This window comes from Aestuariimicrobium kwangyangense DSM 21549, from assembly GCF_000421525.1.
GTDB lineage: Bacteria > Actinomycetota > Actinomycetes > Propionibacteriales > Propionibacteriaceae > Aestuariimicrobium > Aestuariimicrobium kwangyangense.
In genome coordinates, this window is sequence record NZ_ATXE01000001.1 from 1,258,561 (window position 1) to 1,278,153 (window position 19,593).

Annotated in this window: 16 protein-coding genes, 1 tRNA gene and 1 pseudogene; 16 read left to right on the forward strand and 2 right to left on the reverse strand. The window is 68.7% G+C overall.

All coding sequences use genetic code 11. From position 1 onward, the window contains the following. The first annotated feature begins 71 nt into the window (after window positions 1-71). The 15 genes and pseudogenes from H507_RS0105580 to H507_RS15020 all read left to right on the forward strand — a co-directional run bounded on the left by H507_RS0105580 (window position 72) and on the right by H507_RS15020 (window position 13,528). Window positions 72-1,226: a peptidoglycan glycosyltransferase FtsW gene (locus tag H507_RS0105580; RefSeq protein ID WP_051139702.1), complete on the forward strand. Its 1,155-nt coding sequence runs from the start codon at window positions 72-74 to the stop codon at window positions 1,224-1,226. Window positions 1,227-1,367: 141 nt separating this feature from the next. Next, on the forward strand, window positions 1,368-2,486 hold the full coding sequence (murG, locus tag H507_RS0105585; RefSeq protein WP_026377828.1) for an undecaprenyldiphospho-muramoylpentapeptide beta-N-acetylglucosaminyltransferase: 1,119 nt from the start codon (window positions 1,368-1,370) through the stop codon (window positions 2,484-2,486). Then, entirely contained in the window at window positions 2,473-3,885 is a 1,413-nt protein-coding gene (gene murC / locus H507_RS0105590; RefSeq protein ID WP_026377829.1) for a UDP-N-acetylmuramate--L-alanine ligase, read from the forward strand. The genes murG and murC overlap by 14 nt, the downstream gene beginning before the upstream one ends. Beyond that, window positions 3,885-4,619: a cell division protein FtsQ/DivIB gene (locus H507_RS0105595; RefSeq protein WP_022909742.1), complete on the forward strand. Its 735-nt coding sequence runs from the start codon at window positions 3,885-3,887 to the stop codon at window positions 4,617-4,619. Before murC ends, H507_RS0105595 begins: the two co-directional genes overlap by 1 nt. 218 nt (window positions 4,620-4,837) lie before the next feature. Beyond that, a pseudogene (gene ftsZ / locus H507_RS0105600) lies at window positions 4,838-5,788 on the forward strand (cell division protein FtsZ); the annotation flags it as partial. Window positions 5,789-6,035: 247 nt separating this feature from the next. Further along, window positions 6,036-6,848: a purine nucleoside phosphorylase YfiH/LACC1 family protein gene (locus tag H507_RS15010; RefSeq protein ID WP_022909744.1), complete on the forward strand. Its 813-nt coding sequence runs from the start codon at window positions 6,036-6,038 to the stop codon at window positions 6,846-6,848. A 66-nt stretch (window positions 6,849-6,914) separates the two neighbouring features. After that, window positions 6,915-7,409 carry a cell division protein SepF gene (locus H507_RS18415; protein ID WP_022909745.1) on the forward strand — a complete coding sequence of 165 codons (495 nt, stop codon included), beginning with the start codon at window positions 6,915-6,917 and terminating at the stop codon, window positions 7,407-7,409. Between the two features lie 51 nt (window positions 7,410-7,460). Beyond that, window positions 7,461-7,751 (forward strand): YggT family protein, encoded by a 291-nt coding sequence (locus H507_RS0105615; RefSeq protein WP_022909746.1) that lies wholly within the window; start codon window positions 7,461-7,463, stop codon window positions 7,749-7,751. A gap of 164 nt (window positions 7,752-7,915) precedes the next feature. Continuing rightward, on the forward strand, window positions 7,916-8,953 hold the full coding sequence (locus H507_RS0105620) for a DivIVA domain-containing protein (RefSeq protein ID WP_022909747.1): 1,038 nt from the start codon (window positions 7,916-7,918) through the stop codon (window positions 8,951-8,953). A 173-nt stretch (window positions 8,954-9,126) separates the two neighbouring features. Continuing rightward, the gene (locus H507_RS0105625) at window positions 9,127-9,546 is read left to right on the forward strand and encodes a TraR/DksA family transcriptional regulator (protein WP_022909748.1); all 420 of its coding nucleotides are present in this window, start codon (window positions 9,127-9,129) and stop codon (window positions 9,544-9,546) included. Window positions 9,547-9,563: 17 nt separating this feature from the next. Then, a complete protein-coding gene (gene lspA / locus H507_RS15015; RefSeq protein ID WP_022909749.1) occupies window positions 9,564-10,115 on the forward strand; it encodes a signal peptidase II in 552 nt (183 codons plus the stop codon). After that, on the forward strand, window positions 10,115-11,035 hold the full coding sequence (locus H507_RS0105635) for an RluA family pseudouridine synthase (protein WP_022909750.1): 921 nt from the start codon (window positions 10,115-10,117) through the stop codon (window positions 11,033-11,035). Before lspA ends, H507_RS0105635 begins: the two co-directional genes overlap by 1 nt. Window positions 11,036-11,109: 74 nt before the next feature. After that, window positions 11,110-12,531, forward strand: a complete 1,422-nt coding sequence (gene pyk / locus H507_RS0105640) for a pyruvate kinase (RefSeq protein ID WP_022909751.1) — start codon at window positions 11,110-11,112, stop codon at window positions 12,529-12,531. Between the two features lie 161 nt (window positions 12,532-12,692). Then, window positions 12,693-12,778, forward strand: a tRNA-Leu gene (locus H507_RS0105645). 111 nt (window positions 12,779-12,889) lie between these two features. Then, window positions 12,890-13,528: an ANTAR domain-containing response regulator gene (locus H507_RS15020; protein WP_022909752.1), complete on the forward strand. Its 639-nt coding sequence runs from the start codon at window positions 12,890-12,892 to the stop codon at window positions 13,526-13,528. Window positions 13,529-13,576: 48 nt separating this feature from the next. Here H507_RS15020 and H507_RS0105655 read toward each other — a convergent pair whose 3' ends face one another. Continuing rightward, the gene (locus H507_RS0105655; RefSeq protein WP_051139641.1) at window positions 13,577-13,984 is read right to left on the reverse strand and encodes a PaaI family thioesterase; all 408 of its coding nucleotides are present in this window, start codon (window positions 13,982-13,984) and stop codon (window positions 13,577-13,579) included. 37 nt (window positions 13,985-14,021) lie between these two features. Here H507_RS0105655 and polA point away from each other — a divergent pair, with 37 nt between their 5' ends. Continuing rightward, a complete protein-coding gene (gene polA / locus H507_RS0105660; protein WP_051139642.1) occupies window positions 14,022-16,751 on the forward strand; it encodes a DNA polymerase I in 2,730 nt (909 codons plus the stop codon). Here polA and H507_RS15025 read toward each other — a convergent pair. Beyond that, a complete protein-coding gene (locus H507_RS15025; protein ID WP_022909755.1) occupies window positions 16,708-19,566 on the reverse strand; it encodes an FAD-binding and (Fe-S)-binding domain-containing protein in 2,859 nt (952 codons plus the stop codon). The genes polA and H507_RS15025 overlap by 44 nt on opposite strands. Window positions 19,567-19,593 lie beyond the last annotated feature (27 nt).

Consider the following 19,593-nt stretch of genomic DNA (forward strand, 5'->3'; position numbering starts at 1 on the left):
AGCGGACGAAGGCACGCTCGGGTGGGTCCCGGCGCAGGCAAGGGGCCGTGTCGGCTCTCCTGGCCCAACCGATGTCGTCGTACTACCTGGTGTTGATCCCGGTGGTGCTGCTGGTGAGCATCGGACAGCTGATGAGTCTCAGTTCGTCCTCGGTCTACGCCCAGGCCATCTCGGGCACCCCCTACTACTTCGCCGTGCGGCAGATGGTCTTCCTCGCCGTCGGCATCCCCGTTGCCTGGTGGCTGAGTCGGCGCAGTGTCGGTTTCCTGTCGGGCATCGCGTGGCCGGCCATGGTGCTGTCGGTGGTGTTGTTGTTGACCCTGTTCACGCCGCTCGGGATCGAGAACAAGGGCAACCGGGCGTGGATCTCGCTGGGCGGGCTGGGCACCCTGCAGCCGGCCGAGTTCGCGAAGCTGGCCTCGGTGGTCTGGGCGGCCGCGGTGCTGCACAACAAGCAGAAGGTGCTCGACCAGCCCAAGCAGTTGCTGCCCCCGCTGCTGATCGGGTTCGGGGTGCCGATCCTGCTGATCCTGGCCGGCGGCGACCTCGGTACCGCTCTGGTGCTGGTGGCCATCTTCGCCTCGGTGCTGTGGCTGGTCGGCACACCCATGGTGATCATGGGCGGCTTGGGTACGGCCCTGGGCGGGGTGGTCGCCGTGTTGGTGCTGGCGAGCCAGAACCGCATGACCCGCATCATGAACTTCCTGGCGGGAACCTCGCACAACGACCCCACCGTCTCGCAGCAGCCGCTCAGCGCGGTCTACGCCCTCGCCACCGGTGGCTGGTTCGGGGTGGGGCTCGGCGGGTCGCGGCAGAAGTGGGGAGGGCTGGCCGACGCCGCCCAGAACGACTACGTCTTCGCGGTGCTGGGTGAGGAACTGGGGCTCTTCGGCACCTTGTCGGTGATCGCGGCCTTCGCCGTGCTCTGTTACGGCGGCATCCGGATCGCGCAGCGGGCCGACACCTTGTTCGTGCGGGTGGTGGCAGGTGGGATCACCTGCTGGATCATGTTCCAGACCTTGATGAACATCGGGGTGGCCCTGAACGCACTGCCCGTGGTCGGGGTGCCACTGCCGTTCATCTCGGTGGGGGGTTCCGCCTTGCTGTCGAACCTGCTGGCGGCCGGTGTGCTGCTCGCCTGCGCGAGGCACGAGCCCGCCGCGCGCAAGTGGATCGAGGCCGCGGCGTCGAAGAAGCGCCGGGTCACCCGCGTCGTCCCCAAGTGAGGCGCCCGAGCGCGACGACACCGCCCGTGTCGACGCCGCCACCGCCCGTGTCGACACCGCCGCGAGGACGAGGATCCGCGTGTCATCGCGCTGGTTTGGAATGATGGGTGAGGAACATCCGAGGAGAGGTTGGTGGACGACGTGCTGAACGTGGTGCTCGCCGGGGGAGGGACGGCCGGTCACACCTCCCCACTGATCGCGACCTCCGAGGTGCTTCGCGAACACGGGGTGACGTGCACCGCGATCGGTACGTCTCGGGGCCTGGAGACCAGGGTGATCCCGGCGGCGGGGCTCGAACTCGACCTGGTCACGCCTGTGCCACTGCCGAGGCGGCCCACCCTTGACCTGGCCAGACTCCCGTGGCGACTCGTCGGTTCCGTGCGCGAGGCGAGGGCGATCCTCAAGCGCAGGCGTGCCGACGTGCTCGTGGGTTTCGGCGGCTACGTGTCCATGCCTGCCTACCTCGCGGCCAGGGCCATGGGCATCCCCGTGGTCATCCACGAACAGAACGCCGTCCCGGGTCTGGCGAACCGGGTAGCTGCCCGGTTCGCGACGGTGTGTGCCGTCAGCTTTCCCGAGACCCCCCTGCCGCGCGCCCGCTTCATCGGCCTCCCGGTTCGCACGGCGATCTCCGACCTGGCCCGCGAGGACGGGGCCGGACGGTCGGCCCGCCGGGCCGAGGCGAGGCGTGACCTGGGTCTCGCCCCCGACCGGCTCACGGTGTTGGTGAGCGGCGGATCCCAGGGCGCCCGCAGCATCAACACGGCCCTGCTGGGTGCCCGCGACCGACTGTTGGCGCAGGGCTGGCAGGTGCTGCACGTGTGGGGTCCCAAGAACTTCGCCGAGCACACCGAGGTGGTCACTGCCGAGTCGGGCGCCCGCTACGTCCCCGTGGCCTTCGTCGACCGCATGGAGCGGGCCTACGCCGCCGCCGACCTGATGATCGGACGATCGGGTGCGGGCACCGTCGTCGAGACGGCCGTGGTCGGACTGCCCGCGATCTTCGCCCCGCTGCCCCATGGCAACGGTGAGCAGGCCCGCAACGCCGCCAGCCTGGTGGCGGCACACGGAGCGGTGCTCGTCCCCGATCACGAACTCGACGGTGACAGGCTCGCCCACGAGGTCGAGGCCATCCTCGGCGACCCCGCTCGCCTCCAGCGGATGGCCAAGGCCGGCCCGGCGCTGATGCCGGCCGACTCGGCACGCACCCTGGCCGAGATCATCGAATCCGTCGCCGGAGGTGACCATGGCACTGCGTGAACCGATCGACGTGCAACCGCTCGAGAGTCTGGGACGGGTGCACTTCATCGCCATCGGCGGCGCCGGCATGAGCGGCATCGCGCAACTGTTCCACGCCAGGGGGGTGCAGGTCAGCGGTTCCGACCAGACGGATTCGTCCGTGCTCCGCCAACTCGCGGCCACCGGCATCCCCACCTTCGTCGGCCACGAGGCTGCGCAACTCGGTGAGGCAGACACGGTGGTCGTCTCCTCGGCCATCAGGGAGACGAACCCCGAACTCGCCGAGGCGAGACGCCGAGGTCTGCGCGTGCTGCACCGGTCCGCCGCGCTGGCCAGCCTGATGCACGGCAAGGTCGGTGTGGCCATCGCTGGCACCCACGGCAAGACCACCACCACGGGCATGACCGCCGTGATGCTCGCCGCAGCCGGCCTCGATCCGAGCTATGTGATCGGCTCACCCCTGGCCAGTTCCGGAACCAGCGCCCACCTGGGCACCGGTGACGTCTTCGTGGTCGAGGCGGACGAGTCGGACGGCTCCTTCCTGCAGTACCCGACCACGATCGCGGTGGTGACCAACGTCGAGGCCGACCATCTCGACAACTGGCAGACCCCGCAGGCCTACATCGACGGGTTCGTCCGGTTCGCCAGCCAGCCCGGCGTGGCCGTGCTGGTCGCCAACTCCGACGACCCAGGAGCGGCCGAGTTGGCCGATCGGGTGGAGGCGTTGGGCACCACCGTGGTGCGGTACGGCTCGGGGCCCGGGGCCGACGTCCGGCTCAGCGAGCTGGACTTCGAGGGCACCACCGCCTCGGGGGTGCTCGACCATGGGGGGTCCTCCGGCCGGATCCGGCTGCAGGTGCCGGGACGCTACAACCTCGAGAATGCCGCTGCCGCCTACGCGGTGGGCCGCCAGCTGGGCTGCAGCCATGAACAGTTGGTGGCCGGGGCCGCGGCCTTCACCGGCACGCTGAGGCGGTTCCAGCTGGTCGGCGAGAGCGGGGGAGTGCGGGTGTACGACGACTACGCCCATCACCCGACCGAACTGCGTGCCGCGCTCACGGCGGCCCGTCGGGCCGTCGGTGAGGGACGACTGATCGCCTGCTTCCAGCCCCACCTCTACAGCCGGACCGCTGAGTTCGCCGACGAGTTCGGCGAGGCCCTGACCTTGGCTGACCTCGCGGTCGTGACTGATGTCTACGGTGCCCGTGAGGACCCGGTACCCGGTGTCAGCGGAGACCTGGTGGTGCAGGCCGGCCAGGCGCACGGAGGCGAGGTCAGTTACGTGCCCGACAAGCGTGACCTGCCCGGCTGGCTGGCCAGCCACAGTCGTCCGGGAGATCTCGTGATGACCCTGGGTGCGGGTGACGTCACCTTGGTCGGGCCCCTGCTGGTCGACCTGCTGCGCGAAGGCACCGCCTGATGGCCGATCGCAGCCGCGTGCCAGGTCTGGCCGACGCCAGGCCCGGCCTGCGACGGCGTCGTCGGCGCGCCCGCTGGCGCAGGGTTCGTCCGGTGGTGCTGGCCGGCGTCGGGTTGGGACTGGCCGTCGTGCTGGCCGTGGTGGTCTGGTTCACCCCGGTCTTCTCGGTTCGGGAGGTTCGCATCGAGGGCACCCGGTTGCTGACCTCCGCCCAGGTCGAGTCCCAGGCGAGGGTGCCCGTGGGCCAGCCCCTCGCGCAGGTCAGGCTGCAACAGATCTCCGACCGCGTGGCAACGCTTCCCGAGGTGGAGTCGGTGAGCACAACCCGCCGGTGGCCCTCGGCGGTCCAGGTGGTCGTCACCGAACGGACCGCCCGGGTGCAGCGCATCAACGGTTCCACCTACCAGTGGGTCGACGGCTCGGGGGTGGTGTTCCACACCCAGACCCAGCGCGATCCGCGCCTGGTCGTGGTGAACACCACCGACACCGACCGTCGACTGCTCGGCGACCTGGCCACCGTGGCGCAGTCCCTCACCCCGCGGTTGCGGAGCGAGGTGACCGGCATGAAGGCCCAGAGCCCCGACACCATCACGGTGGTGCTGAGGGGCGGACGATCGGTGGTCTGGGGCAGCGCCGAGGAGTCGGCGACCAAGGCCCAGGTGGCGACCGCGCTGCTGCAGGTCAAGGCCACCGTCTACGACGTCTCGTCACCGGCCAATCCGACCAGTCGCTGAGCCGCTCCCCAGCCCCGTCGGATCGACCCTTGACCACCGCTTGAGGGTTCCCCCTCAGCCCAGTGCTGTGTTGGACACCGTTTCGAGCGCGCCCCTAGCCTGAGAACCGACAACGCTGAGGGTGACACGTAAGGTCGTGTGAATCCCGGTCCTGCGCCTGCAGGGCAGGCGAACTTCGTGACAAGAGCTCGCAAGGCAACCAAGTGAGGCGGACTTCCGTGGCAAGTGCAGGGCAGAACTACCTGGCTGTGATCAAGGTGGTCGGTGTTGGCGGTGGCGGCGTGAACGCCGTGAACCGCATGATCGATGCCGGCCTGAAGGGTGTTGAGTTCATCGCGATCAACACCGACGCCCAGGCTCTGCTGATGAGCGACGCCGACGTGAAGCTCGACGTGGGCCGTGAGCTGACGCGCGGTCTCGGCGCCGGCGCCGATCCCGACAAGGGCAGGCAGGCAGCCGAGGATCATGCCGAGGACATCGAGGAGACCCTCAAGGGGGCCGACATGGTGTTCGTGACCGCCGGCGAGGGAGGTGGCACCGGAACCGGTGGCGCACCCGTGGTCGCCAAGATCGCCCGCTCGCTCGGTGCGCTGACCATCGGCGTCGTCACCCGCCCGTTCGGGTTCGAGGGCAAGCGTCGCGCCACCCAGGCCGAGACCGGTATCGCCGCGCTGCGCGAAGAGGTCGACACCCTCATCGTGATCCCCAACGACAAGCTGCTGCAGATGACCGACCACCAGGTCGCGATCCTTGATGCCTTCAAGCAGGCCGACACGGTGTTGTTGCAGGGCGTCCAGGGCATCACCGACCTGATCACGACCCCCGGGCTGATCAACCTGGACTTCGCCGACGTGAAGTCGATCATGTCGAATGCGGGGTCGGCCCTGATGGGCATCGGGTCGGCCCGCGGTGAGGACCGCGCCCGCGCCGCTGCCGAGATGGCCATCAGCTCGCCGCTGCTCGAGGCCAGCATCGACGGTGCCCACGGCGTGCTGCTCTCCATCGCCGGTGGTTCCGACCTCGGTCTCTTCGAGGTCTCGAATGCCGCCAACCTGATCGAGGCGGCCGCACACGACGAGGCCAACATCATCTTCGGTACCGTGATCGACGACTCGCTCGGCGACGAGGTGCGGGTGACCGTGATCGCCGCCGGCTTCGACGGCGGGCAGCCCCCCAAGCGGCAGCCCGGAGTGCAACGTCGCGAGCCCCGCCAGCAGCCCGAGGCCCCGGTCGGTGTGACCCAGACCCTGAACCCGATCACCGGCCAGCCGCTGCAGTCGCGCCCGCAGCAGCAGGCCCCGGTGCAGTCGCAGTTCCAGACCCAGCAGGCGCCGGTGGCTCCCCGTCCCGCACCGACCGCACCCCGGCCGGCCGACGACGATGACCTCGACGTTCCCGACTTCATGAAGTGAGCCCGTGTTCCGTGTGCTGATCAGCCCCGACGCCAATGCCGGCGTCGGGGCTTGTTTCACCGACCGCCACGGTGGTGTGACGCCCGGCGACCTCGGCTCACTCAACCTCGGTCGGACCGACGTCGACCAGGTGAGCCACGTCGAGGCCAACTTCGAGCGCGTGCGTCGCGCCATCGGCGGACCCACCCTGGTCACCCTGTCGCAGGTGCACTCGTCCGACGTCGTGGTGGTCGACGACTCCTTCCTCTCCGGCTGGGGGCCGCGATCCCACCTCGGATCGCCCGGGGGAGTGGCGCCCTTGTCGTCCGCTGACGCCATGGTCACGACCCGGGCCGACGTGGCCCTGGTGATCCGGGTGGCGGACTGCGTCCCCGTCCTCCTCGCCGACCCGACGGCCGGGGTGCTGGGTGCCGTGCACGCCGGGCGGGAGGGCTACCTCGGTGGTGTGGTGACCCACACCGTCGAGGCGATGCGTGACCTGGGCGCCCGCGAGATCGTCGCCTGGGTGGGGCCGCACATCTGCGGCCGCTGCTACGAGGTCGACGAGGCGATGGCCGACCGGGTGGCATCGTCCCACCCGCAGGTGGTGGTGGCGTCACGCTGGGGTACCAGGGCTCTCGACCTGGGCGCGGGGGTGGAGCAGGAACTGGTCGACCAGGGGGTGACCGCCGTCAGACTGGACCCCTGCACGCTGACCACGCCCGAACTGCACTCGCACCGCCGTGACGGGGCCGACGCCGGGCGGTTCGCCGGCATCATTTGGCGCGTGTCGGGTGTTGCGTCGACCGGCGTGCCGGGGGCAGCAGGTACGGTGTAGGCGATCCGACTTCCCCGTCCGTCAGGGCTGGAGGTCCAGGGGCGACAACTTGTGGAGGCTGGACGCATGTCTTTTCTGAGGAACACGGCTGAGTGGCTCGGTCTGGTGCAGACCGACCGGTACGCCGGTACCCACGATGACGACGACTACGCCGAGATCACCCAGGCCGTCGACCACCGTGAGGCCGAGGACGAGCTGTCGACCATCACCCCCATCCACCGCAACCCGAGCACCCGGGAGGTCTCCGTGTCCGGTCACGAGTCCGAGCAGAAGATCGCCGACCTGACCCGCATCATCACGATCCATCCGCGCACCTACAACGAGGCCCGCACCATCGGCGAGCACTTCCGTGACGGTGTGCCGGTGATCATGAACCTCTCCGACATGGAGGACGCCGACGCCAAGCGCCTGGTCGATTTCGCGGCCGGACTGATCTTTGGCCTGCATGGCACGATTGAGCGCGTCACCTCGAAGGTGTTCCTGCTCTCGCCGAAGAACGTCAACGTTCGCGCCGAGGACAAGGAACGCATCGCCTCGAGTGGCTTCTTCAACCAGAGCTGACTGCTCGCCCCGCGGGGTCGTTCGGTCGGATGATCCGTGGAGGTCTGATTCGTGCAGGTCGTCGGAGTGGTGCTCGCGTGGGCACTGCAGATCTACATGTTCCTGTTCTTCGTCCGCATGATCCTGTCGTTCATTCCCGCGCTCAGTCCCTCGTTCACTCCCCGGGGTGTGATCCTGGTCGTCTTCGAGGTCGTCTACACCCTGACCGACCCACCCATCCGCTTCTTCGAACGCTTCCTGCCCCCCTTGCGGGTGGGCCAGGTGGCCTTCTCGTTGGGGTTCATGGCGGCGTGGTTGTCCTTGCTGATCGCACAGCGACTGGTGACCGCGATCTTCTTCTGAGGGCTGTCTCAACTTCTGCTTGAACGTGTCCGGCGGCCAGTGGTGTGGCGTTCAACCCGTGCAGTAGCCTGATCAGGATCGCTTGTGCGCGCTCACCCCCGCAGGCCAACCCCTGGGTGTCCCGGCCGGGGTGCGCTGCATCCCCCGAGAGTTTGGAGACAACCATGACGATGACCTTGGACGAGGTCAACCAGATTCGGTTCCCCATGGCCCGGCGCCCCAACGAGGGCTACCGCGCGCAGGAGGTGGACGAATTCGTTGATCGGGTGGTCGCCACATTCCAGTCGATGCACGAGGAGGCCGATCGGGCCAAGGCCCAGGTCGAGGCGCTCAAGGCCGACCAGGCCGGTGTTGCGCACGAGCCCTCGGGCCAGGTCGACCAGGCCTTGGTCGAGGAGAACGACCGACTCAAGGCCGAGGTCGCCGAGCTCCGTGCCCGCGCCGAGCGCGCCGAGGCGGCCCTCGCTGCCACCCAGGGATCTGACACCCATGACCCGGGCAATGCCGAACTCGAGGTCCTGCGTCAGCGCAACGCCGAGTTGGAGCAGCGCACCAGCGACCTGGATCGTCAGCTCGCCGAGGCCCGCGAGTCGGCCGAGTCCCGCCAGCCGGCAGAGGCTGCCGCCGAGGGTCAGGTTCAGCACGGCACCGGCAAGCTGGAGCGCCTGGTGGTGACCACCAGCACCGATGCGAGCCCCGCGGTCATCCGGTTGGTGCAGCTGGCCACCGAGCAGGCCGAGGGCGTCGTCGCCGACGCCCAGCGCGATGCCGAGGGCATGCGCAACGAGGCTGCGGCCGACGCCAAGCAGACTCGTGACGAGGCCGACGCCTACGCCGCCGAGACCACCAAGGCCGCGGACGCCAAGGCCGAGCAGATCACCGCGGAGGCCACGTCGAACGCCGACTCACTGGTGGCCGCCGCCCGCGCGAACGCCGAACAGGTCGAGGTGGACGCCAAGAACCGCCGCACCGAGTTGTTCCAGACGCTGGAGTCGGAGCGCGACGAGTTCGCCGGCAAGGTCGACCAGCTCAAGGCCTGGGAGTCCGACTACCGCAGCTCCTTGACCCAGCACCTGCGCTCGCAGGCCGAGGCGCTCGAGTCCGGGCAGTTCCAGCCCGGCGGCAACGCCGCCCTGCTGGGCGACGAGCGGTCGGCTTCCGCCACCCCCCGTTTGGACGCCCTGCTCGCCCAGAAGCAGTGACCCCCACCAGGTGACAGACTCGGCCCCGTTCCGCAGGGAACGGGGCCGATCACCGTCCGGGTGAAGGGGTGCGTGTCGGTCAGCCGCCACCTGCCCTTGACCTGCGCCGTGGGTGGTGTAGCCTTCACTCTCCGCGCCCCGACGGGCGCGGCTGACTCAGAGAGGATTCGGCCATGACCAGCAAGGCGAAGTCCACCGCGGTGACTCTTCCCGTCCGTGACGGCGAAGAGCCGTGGACAGAGGCTGAAATCGCGGAGGTGCGCGATGAACTGGTCGCCGAGATCGCGCAGCTCAACAAGAAGATCCGCCAGCACGAGGAGGAGCTGGCCGACATCCTCAAGGAGGGCAGCGACGGAGCTGGTCGCGATCCCGCCGACGTCGGCTCGTCCAACTTCGAGCGCGACCAAGAGCTGTCGCTGGCGCAGAACTCTCGCGAGATGCTCGACCAGGCACAGCTGGCCCTGCGCTTGTTCGACTCGGGCGACTACGGGCTGTGCGAGAACTGTGGCAACCCGATCGGCAAGGCTCGGTTGCAGGCGTTCCCGCGTGCAACCATGTGCGTCACCTGCAAGCAGCGCTCCGAGCGTCGCTGAGCGCGTGGGCACTGAGCTTGTCTGATCCTGAGCTCGTCGACCCCGGTGGATCGCCCAGGGTTCGTCCCCGGGTTCTCCTGGCAGTGATCGCGGTGCTACTGCTGGTGACCGACCAGATCACCAAGCAGGTGGCGTTGACCCATCTCGACCCGCGTGACCCACCGGAGTTCCTCGGCGGATTCTTCCGCCTGTGGCTGGTGTTCAACCCCGGAGCAGCCTTCTCCCTGGGCACCTCCTCGACGCTGTTCTTCTCCGTCCTCGCCCTGGTGGTGCTGGCGCTGCTCGTGTTCGTCATCGCGCCGCGCGTCAGGAGCGTGGGAATGGCGGTGGTCGTCGGTCTGGGCATCGCGGGGGTGGGTGGCAACTTCATCGACCGGGTGGTGCGCGATCCCTCCCCCTTCCGTGGGCACGTGATCGATTTCCTCTCCTTCGGTACCTTCCCGGTCTTCAACGTCGCCGACATGTGTCTCACCTCGGCGGCTGGCCTGATGATCCTGTTGTCGCTGCGCCCCCACCCTCGTGAGCAGGCAGCCAGACCTGTCGACCACGTCTCGTCGGGGCAGCCCTGATGGCGGTCATGCTGGTTCCCGACGGTCTGGCCGGGGAGCGGATCGATGCCGCCGCTGCGCGGATGACCGGACTCTCGCGATCCCGGGTCGCCGACCTGATCACGGCCGGTGGGGTGGTGCTGGCAGGCATGCCGGTCGAGAAGGCCTCCGTCAAGGTGGTCGGCGGTGAGCTGCTCGAGATCGATCTCGACAGCCCGGCCCGCAGCGCGACGATCACTCCCCAGATGGTCGAGGGGGTGCGCATCGTCCACGACGACGCCGACATCGTGGTGGTCGACAAGCCGGTCGGCGTGGCTGCCCATCCCTCCGTGGGGTGGGAGGGTCCCTCGGTCGTCGAGCACCTCGCCGGGGCCGGGTTCCGCATCTCGACGAGCGGGGCCGCGGAGCGGCAGGGGATCGTCCAACGCCTCGACGTGGGCACGTCGGGGCTGATGGTGGTGGCCAAGTCGGAGCGGGCCTACACCGTGCTCAAGCAGGCATTCCGTGACCGGACCGTCGACAAGACCTACCACGCCTTGGTGCAGGGCCACCCCGACCCCTTCGAGGGCACCATCGACGCGCCCATCGGTCGCCACCCGCACCACGACTGGAAGATGGCGGTGATGGAGGGCGGGCGTCGATCCATCACCCACTACCAGACGATCGAGGCCTTCCGGTCGGCGACCCTGCTCGAGATCCACCTCGAGACGGGCCGCACCCACCAGATCCGCGTGCACATGAGTGCCCTGCACCACCCCTGCATCGGGGACCCCCTCTACGGCTCCGACCCCGTGCTGGCCGCCCGGCTGGGACTGGATCGGCAGTGGCTGCATGCCCACAAACTGGGCTTCGTGCACCCCACCGAGGGCGACTGGGTCGAGTTCGTCTCGCCCTATCCGGACGACCTGCAGAGGGCACTCGACATCATCGCCGCCGGCTGACGGCAGCGCCAACGCTGGGCAGCCATTCGGTGAACCCGTTCTTGGGCCCCAGCGGTCTCGGGTAGGTTGTGCCTGTGCGTAGAGCAAAGATCGTGTGCACGCTGGGCCCGGCTGTCGAGTCGCCCGAGCGTATGGAAGAACTGGTCGCCGCGGGGATGAACGTCGCCCGCCTGAACATGAGCCACGGGGATTACTCCGAGCATGAGAACCGGCTCAATCTCACCCGGGCCGCGGCGAAGGCCGCCGGCAAGCGGGTGGCGGTCCTTGCCGACCTGCAGGGCCCCAAGATCCGCCTGGGCAAGTTCGAGGGCGGTGAGAAGCACTACCTCGAGGTCGGCCAGAAGTTCACCATCACCACCGACGACATCGAGGGAACGGTCGAGCGTTGCTCCACCACCTTCAAGGGCCTTCCCGGTGACGTGAAGCCCGGCGACCTGCTGCTGATCGACGACGGCAAGGTCATGCTGAAGGCGATCGAGGTCACCGACACCGACGTCATCTGTGAGACCGTCGTCCCCGGCCCCGTCAGCAACAACAAGGGAATCAACCTTCCCGGGGTTGCCGTCAGCGTGCCCGCCCTGAGCGACAAGGACGAGGCCGATCTCCGCTGGGCGCTGGGCAAGGGTGTCGACATGGTCGCGCTGTCCTTCGTCCGCTCTGCCGACGACGTCACCCGGGTGCACGAGATCATGGACGAGGAGGGCCGCCGAGTCCCCGTCATCGCCAAGCTCGAGAAGCCCCAGGCGGTGCAGAACCTCGACTCCATCGTCGACGCCTTCGACGCCGTCATGGTCGCCCGCGGTGACCTCGGCGTGGAGCTGCCCCTCGAAGAGGTGCCCCTGGTGCAGAAGCGCATCGTCAACCAGGCGCGCCGCTGGGCCAAGCCCGTGATCGTTGCCACCCAGATGCTCGAGTCGATGATCGACAACCCGCGCCCGACCCGCGCCGAGGCCTCCGACGTGGCCAACGCGGTGCTCGACGGTGCCGACGCGGTCATGCTCTCGGGTGAGACCTCGGTGGGCAAGTTCCCGATCGTCACCGTGCAGACCATGGCCCGGATCGTCGAGAACACCGAGACCCACGGTCTCGACCAGATCCAGGAACTCGAGTGGGATCCGCACACCACCGGTGGCGTGGTCGTGATGGCCGCCTACGACGTGGCGAAGCGGCTCGACGCCAAGTTGCTGGTCGCGCTCACCAAGTCGGGTGACACCGCACGTCGTCTGGCCCGACTCCGCCCCACCATTCCCATGGTGGCCTTCACCCCCGACGAGGACACCTGCCAGCGGATGATGCTGTCGTGGGGTGTGCAGACAGTGCTCACCCCGTCCTACGACGACAAGGACGAGGCCGTCGCCCACATCAACGACGTGCTGCTGCAGCAGGGCCTCGTGCAGGTCGGGGACAGGGTGCTGATCGTCTCCGGTTCACCGATGGGTGTGCCCGGCAAGACCAACGCCCTGCGCGTGCACCGGATCACCGAGCCGCAGGCCTGACACCCACAACCACGATGACACGCTGACGACGACCCTGACACAAAGGTCCGTCAGCGGGACGACTGAAGGGCGGCGCCCCCACCTCGGTGGGGGCGCCTCCCTCGTCATGGGGCCGGAATGCCTCACCCCTCCAGGTGTGGCTACAATCGTCCATGCTGCTCGCCCGGGTGGCGGAATGGCATACGCGGACGGCTCAAACCCGTCTGGTCGAAAGACCGTAGGGGTTCGACTCCCCTCCCGGGCACCACGGATCGTCCGCACTTCAATCGGCGCTCGACCCGGGCGTCGGGCAGTAGTGTCGGGCGCAGCGCCCCCCTCGCCACACGAGTGGGTGCCAGGAACCAGAGGAGCAAGCATCGTGGCTGAGCCGAGCACCACCACCCCGCAGCGTCCCCGTCCCAGGGTGTTGGTCGCCGAGGACGAGGCCCTGATCCGGATGGACCTGGTGGAACTGCTCACCGACGAGGGATACGACGTCGTCGGTCAGGCCGGCGACGGCCAGCAGGCCCTTGAGCTGGCCCGTGAACTCGAGCCCGACCTGGTCGTGATGGACGTGAAGATGCCCGTCATGGACGGGATCACCGCTGCCGAGAAGATCGCCGAGGAGCGCATCGCCCCGGTGGTCATGCTGACCGCCTTCAGCCAGCGTGACCTGGTTGAACGGGCCCGTGAGGCCGGCGCCATGGCCTACGTGGTGAAGCCGTTCGACGCCTCCGACGTGGTGCCCGCCATCGAGATCGCGATGGGGCGGTTCCAGGAGATCCGCTCGATCGAGGACGAGGTCGCTGACCTCGAGGACAGACTGGCCTCCCGCAAGGCCATCGACCAGGCCAAGGGACTGCTGCAGGAGGCTCTCGACCTGTCTGAAGCCGAGGCCTTCCGCTGGATCCAGAAGACCGCCATGGACATGCGCAAGTCGATGCGTGAGGTGGCCGAAGGGGTCATCACTCAGTTCTCGAAGTCGAAGGCCAAGGCCAGGACGAAGTCCGACGACTGAGGCCACGGGCACCTCACCACGGTCACCGGCCCGGGCCCTCCTGTCGGCTCAGCCCATCTGGACGAACTGACAGGTCAATCGGCCGGTGGCAACCCTGCGGTGGTTCTCGTCGGTGATCACCACTTCCCAACTGGTGGTGGTGCGGCCCACGTGCAGCGGTACTGCGGTGCCCGTCACCCAACCGGACCGGACGGGCCGGTGGTGGGTCACACTGAGGTCAACCCCCACCGCTGCCTTCCCCTGTTCCCGCGCGTGGGCGAAGGCCCCCAACGAGGCGAGGGTCTCGACCACCACCGCCGATGCGCCCCCGTGCCACAGTCCCATCGGTTGGGTGTTGCCGGCGACGGGGTAGCGGGCCACCACCCGCTGCGCGGACAGTTCGACCAGTTCGATCCCCATCCGGTCGTCGAGGGCGCTGTGGTAGTGGTCGGCCCACTCGGGCAACGTCGGCGTCATGCGCCGAGGCTAGTGGCTGGGCCTCGGGCTGGGGAAAATGTGGGTGTCGCTCGCTAGAGTCGCGGGTGTGAATGAGACCCCACGGCTCCTGCTCATCGACGGTCACTCGATCGCCTATCGGGCGTTCTTCGCGTTGCCGGTCGAGAACTTCTCGACCTCGACGGGCCAGCACACCAATGCCGTGTACGGGTTCACGTCCATGCTGATCAACGTGCTGCGCGACGAGCAACCCACCCACGTGGCGGTGGCCTTCGACCGCTCCCGGCAGACCTTCCGCACGGAGCAGTACGCGGAGTACAAGGCGAACCGTTCGAAGTCACCCGAGGAGTTCACCGGCCAGGTGCAACTCATCAAGGAGGTGCTCGACGCCCTCAACATCGTCCACCTCGACCGCGAGGGGTACGAGGCCGACGACCTGATCGCCTCGATGGCCAAACAGTTGGCCGGCAGCGCCGATGTCTACATCTGCACCGGTGACCGGGACTCACTGCAGTTGGTCAACGACCACGTGACGGTGCTCTATCCCCGCAAGGGGGTCTCAGATCTGGCCCGCATGACCCCAGTGGCGATCGAGGAGAAGTACTTCGTCACCCCGGCGCGCTACGCCGAACTGGCGGCGCTGGTCGGCGAGACCTCCGACAACCTGCCCGGGGTGCCCGGGGTGGGGCCGAAGACCGCGGCCAAGTGGATCGCCCAGTTCGACGGTCTCGAGAACATCGTGGCCCGCGCTGAACAGATCCCGGGCAAGGCGGGTGAGTCGTTGCGCGCCCATCTTGACGACGTCGTGCGAAATCGGCGCCTCAACGCGCTGGTGGAAGATCTCGAGTTGCCCTTCGGCCTCGACGAGCTTCGCCGTCAGGACTGGGACCGTGAGGCCGTGCACACCCTCTTCGACGGGCTGGAGTTCCGCGTGCTTCGCGACCGACTGCTCGAGGCGCTCCCGCAGCACGGCGAGGAGCCCGAGGCCGAGCAGGGGTTCGAACTCATCGGCGAGGTGCTCCGTCCCGGTGAACTGGCCGCCTGGCTCGATCGTCACGCCCGTGGCGACACGGTCACGGGGCTCGACGTGATCGGCCACTGGGGAAGCGGCACGGGCGACGTCAAGGAGCTCTCGTTGGCCAGCGCCGACGGCGAGGCCTGCCACATCGTCACCACCGACCTCACCCCCGAGGACGACGCTGCCCTGGCCGACTGGTTGGCCGACGAGTCCTGCGGGAAGGCGCTGCACGAGGCCAAGGGACCGATGCTGGCGTGCTGGGCGCGCGGGTGGGAACTGCGAGGCGTGGTCAATGACACGGTGCTGGCCGCCTACCTCCTACGCCCCGACCAGCGCACGTTCGACCTGGCAGACCTGGCGCTGCGCCACCTCAGGCGTGAACTGCGCGTCGAGTCGGGGGCGGTCGACGACGACGACCAACTCACCCTGGACTTCGGTGAGGACGACGGTTCCTCGCTGCAGGCCGCGCGCGAGTCGATGGTGCGGGCCAGGGCGGTGATCGACCTGTCCGACGCGCTGGCCACCGAGTTGGCCAACCAGGACGGTGCGGAACTGTTGGCCGAGGTGGAGGTCCCACTCGAGCGGATCCTGGCCGGCATGGAGAGGGTGGGGATCGCGGTCGACGTGACCCTGCTCGACCGGCTGCGCTCCGAGTTCGACGCCAAGGTGGTTGCCGCCGAGCAGGACGCCTACGCCGTCATCGGGAAACCGATCAACCTCGGTTCACCCAAGCAGTTGCAGGCGGTGCTGTTCGACGAACTCAACATGCCCAAGACACGCAAGACCAAGTCGGGCTGGACGACCGACGCCGATGCGCTGGAGGGATTGTTCGCCAAGACCGAGCACCCCTTCCTGGCGCACCTGCTGGCGCACCGTGACGCCATCCGCCTGCGCCAGACCGTCGACGGCCTGCTCAAGTCCGTGGCCGACGACGGTCGGATCCACACGACCTATGTGCAGACCATCGCTGCCACCGGCAGGCTGTCGTCCACCGACCCCAACCTGCAGAACATCCCCATCCGCACCGAAGAGGGACGTCGGATCCGCGAGGGCTTCGTCGTGGGCCGTGGCTTCGAGTCGCTGATGACGGCCGACTACTCCCAGATCGAGATGCGCATCATGGCTCACGTCAGCGAGGACGACGGCCTGATCGAAGCATTCCGTTCGGGGCGGGACTTCCACACCGAGACGGCCTCCAAGGTGTTCCACGTCGAGGCCGACCAGGTCTCGGGCGAGATGCGCGCCAAGATCAAGGCCATGAACTACGGCCTCGCCTACGGGTTGAGCGCCTTCGGCCTGTCGAACCAGTTGGGGATCACCACCAGCGAGGCCAAGGGTCTGATGGACGACTACTTCTCCCGCTTCGGGGAGGTGCGCGACTACCTGCAGTCGGTGGTCGGTGAGGCCCGCAAGACCGGGTTCACCGAGACCCTGCTGGGGCGCCGTCGTTACCTGCCCGACCTCACCTCGTCGAACCGGCAGCGCCGCGAGATGGCCGAGCGGATGGCGCTCAACGCGCCCATCCAGGGATCGGCGGCCGATGTCATCAAGGTGGCCATGCTGCGCCTGCACGAGAGCCTGGTCGAGCAGGAGTTCTCGTCCCGCATCCTGTTGCAGGTGCACGACGAACTGGTCCTCGAGGTGGCGCCGGGGGAACGCGACCGGCTGGAAGCCCTCGTCCGACAGACGATGGGTCACGCCATGGACCTCACCGTGCCACTGGACGTCAGCGTCGGGGTCGGGGCTTCCTGGCACGAGGCCGCCCACTGAGGGCCCGGTCGAGGGCCAGCAACACGTGCTCGTACTCGACCCCCAGGGCTCGTCCCACGCCCAGTTCGCAGGTGCGGTTGGCCGACAGGTACAGGTCGAAGTCGTGCGCTGACCCGTGCCGGTGACCCTCGTCCTGTCGTCCGATCTCCTCGACCATGTCACGGGTGGCGGCCTGCGTGAGTTCTGGGTGCAGCAGTCCGCGGTCCCCGGCGAACCCGCAGCACCGCCACGCGTCGGGCACGACCACGTCGTCGGCGACCAATGCGGCCAGGGACCGTAGCTGGACGTCGAGCCCCACCTGGGTGGTCGCACAGGTGGGGTGCAGCAGGGCACGGGCCACCCGCGGTACCGGGGGCAGCGACGTGGCACGGTCAGCCACGAATTCCACCACATCGACGATGGTGAGCCGGGCTCCCAACGCGTTGGCGGCAACCCTCAGCCCCTCGGTGCACGAGGCCGCATCGGAGATCACGACCAGTTCGCCGCCCCGAGTGGCTCGCTCGAGCACATGGGTCACGCGGTCGTCCATCACCTGCTGCCCACGCCCGTGACCCTTCGACTTCCACGGAGTGGCGCAGCACAAGGACTCCACCTCGTCGGGTACCAGGACCTGCACGCCGAGCCGTGAGAGCACCGACTCGACGGCCGACTGCAGGGTGGAGCCGTCCCGTTGGCCGAACATGGTCTGCACGCACGACGGCAGGTAGACAGCATCAGGGCGGCTGCTCGGTCGTGGTCGGCGGCCGACTCCACCGGGTGGCAACTCCGCCGACAGCTGGGGCACCGCGTCATCGCCCAGCAGACGCCGCCCCAGGGCCAGCGGCGTGGTCACCACCGGCGTCGGCAGCCGATCGGCCGCCGTCATCCCCATCGACGACAGTCGGGTGAAGGGTCCCCACGCGTGGGCGGCCACGTGCCACCCGGCCCCGGTGAGCGGGGTCTGCGACTCCCGACGCAGGCGGCGCACCAGGTCGCCGGTGTTGATGCCCACGGGGCAGGTGGTGGCACACATGCCGTCGACCGCGCAGGTCTCGGTCACCGGATAGGTCTGGTCGCGGCGGAGCCGGTCGGCCAGCTCGTGGTCGCCCGCCTCGTCGGCGTCGACGATGGCCCGTTGGGCCACGATCCGCTGGCGCGGGGTGAGGGTGAGGAACTCGCTGGGGCAGACGGGTTCGCAGTACCCACATTCCACGCAGCGGTCCACCTCGGACTGGACGGTGGGAGTGGTCTTGAAGTCACGCAGGTGCAGTTCTGGATCATCGGTGATGACGGCCCCGGGGTTCATGATGCCCGCCGGGTCGAGGGCCTGTTTCAGCGAGCGCATCATCGTGTACAGCTCCGGGCCGTACTGCCGCTCCACGAAGGGAGCCATGATGCGTCCCGTGCCGTGCTCGGCCTTGAGGGTTCCGGCGGCATCCAGCACCAGCTGCACGAGACCCTCGGTGAACTCACGCTGCCGTGACACCGCGTCGGCGGTGCGGAAGTCCTCCGTCACGAGGAAGTGGAGGTTGCCGTCCTTGGCGTGTCCGAAGATCACCGGAGCCGCTCCCAGTCGGTCGCGGCAGAGCTGGGTCAAGTCGCTGCAGACCTGTGCCAACGAGGGGACGGGTACGGCGATGTCCTCCAGCAGGGCCGTGGTGCCGCTGGCGCGAGCGCCGGCGACCTTGGCGTACAGCCCCTTGCGAAGCGCCCACAGCCCCGAGCGGCGCCGTGCGTCGAACGAGAACTCGGCCCTGGCCAGACCGAGCTGGTCGCAGGCGTCGGCCACGTCGGCGTCGAGCCGGTCGGGGCTCGCGGACTGGAACTCCACCAGGAGCGCGGCTTCGCCATGGCGGGCCCCGGGCAGCACGGCGGCGTGCGCCGGGTCGGTGCGGCACACGGCAAGTGAGGTCTCGTCCAGCAGTTCGATCACGGCTGGGCCGGTCTGCCGCAGGTGGGGGACGACCGCGGTGGCCTCGTGGAGCGATCCGAAGGTCAACAAGGCCGTCGAGACATGGGGCAGCAGGGGCACGGTGTTCATCACCACCGATGCGATGAACCCGAGCGTCCCCTCGGAGCCCACCATCAGGTGCTCGAGCGCCTTGGCGGGGGAGTCGTGGTCGACGAGTGCGTTCAGTCCATAGCCCATGGTGTTCTTGCGGGCGAACTGTCGTCCGATCTCCTCGGCGAGGTCGGCTCGCCGCGCCTGCGCCGACAGGGACACCAGGAGGGAGTGCAGGGCCGGTTCGTCCGCCGCCAACTGGGCATCTGCGTCGGGGGCACCGGTGTCGAGCACGGTGCCGGAGGCCAGCACCACCACCATGGAATCCACCGTGCGGTAGGAGTTCTGCTCGACCCCGCAGGTCATGCCGGAGGAATTGTTGGCCACCACCCCGCCGACGGTGCAGGCCACCTCCGAGGCGGGGTCGGGGCCGAGTTTGCGTCCGTGCCTGGCCAGCCGGGAGTTGACCTCGCGCACGGTCATACCGGGGCCGAGCCGAACCCGGCGGGCGCCCTCGTCCAACAGTTCCATGGAGCGGAACCCGCGACGCACGTCGACGAGCAGTGCGGACGACTGCGCCTGCCCGGACAGGGACGTGCCCCCGGCCCGGAAGGTGACCGACGTGCGATGGCGGGTGGCCACCCCCAGGATCGTCGCCACCTGCGAGGCGTCGGCCGCGACCAAGGAGGCCTGGGGGGTGAGCAGGAAGTGGCTGGCGTCGACGGCGGTGGTGGCCCGGTCGAGCGGCGAGGTGCGCACACGTGCCCGGCCCAACAGCCGCGTCAACTCCTCGGCCAGGTCGGAGGGGAGGGGGGTCGTGCTGCTGCGCCGCATGAGCCCACTCTAGGCAGGCGCGGGGTG

What these genes read in the sequence shown, in the direction of transcription:
- H507_RS0105580 (WP_051139702.1), top strand. Translation starts at nt 72, where the DNA reads ATGTCGTCGTACTACCTGGTGTTGATCCCGGTGGTGCTGCTGGTGAGC.
- murC (WP_026377829.1), top strand. Translation starts at nt 2,473, where the DNA reads ATGGCACTGCGTGAACCGATCGACGTGCAACCGCTCGAGAGTCTGGGA.
- H507_RS0105595 (WP_022909742.1), top strand. Translation starts at nt 3,885, where the DNA reads ATGGCCGATCGCAGCCGCGTGCCAGGTCTGGCCGACGCCAGGCCCGGC.
- H507_RS18415 (WP_022909745.1), top strand. Translation starts at nt 6,915, where the DNA reads ATGTCTTTTCTGAGGAACACGGCTGAGTGGCTCGGTCTGGTGCAGACC.
- H507_RS0105620 (WP_022909747.1), top strand. Translation starts at nt 7,916, where the DNA reads ATGACGATGACCTTGGACGAGGTCAACCAGATTCGGTTCCCCATGGCC.
- H507_RS0105625 (WP_022909748.1), top strand. Translation starts at nt 9,127, where the DNA reads ATGACCAGCAAGGCGAAGTCCACCGCGGTGACTCTTCCCGTCCGTGAC.
- H507_RS0105635 (WP_022909750.1), top strand. Translation starts at nt 10,115, where the DNA reads ATGGCGGTCATGCTGGTTCCCGACGGTCTGGCCGGGGAGCGGATCGAT.
- H507_RS0105655 (WP_051139641.1), bottom strand. Translation starts at nt 13,984, where the DNA reads ATGACGCCGACGTTGCCCGAGTGGGCCGACCACTACCACAGCGCCCTC.
- polA (WP_051139642.1), top strand. Translation starts at nt 14,022, where the DNA reads ATGTGGGTGTCGCTCGCTAGAGTCGCGGGTGTGAATGAGACCCCACGG.
- H507_RS15025 (WP_022909755.1), bottom strand. Translation starts at nt 19,566, where the DNA reads ATGCGGCGCAGCAGCACGACCCCCCTCCCCTCCGACCTGGCCGAGGAG.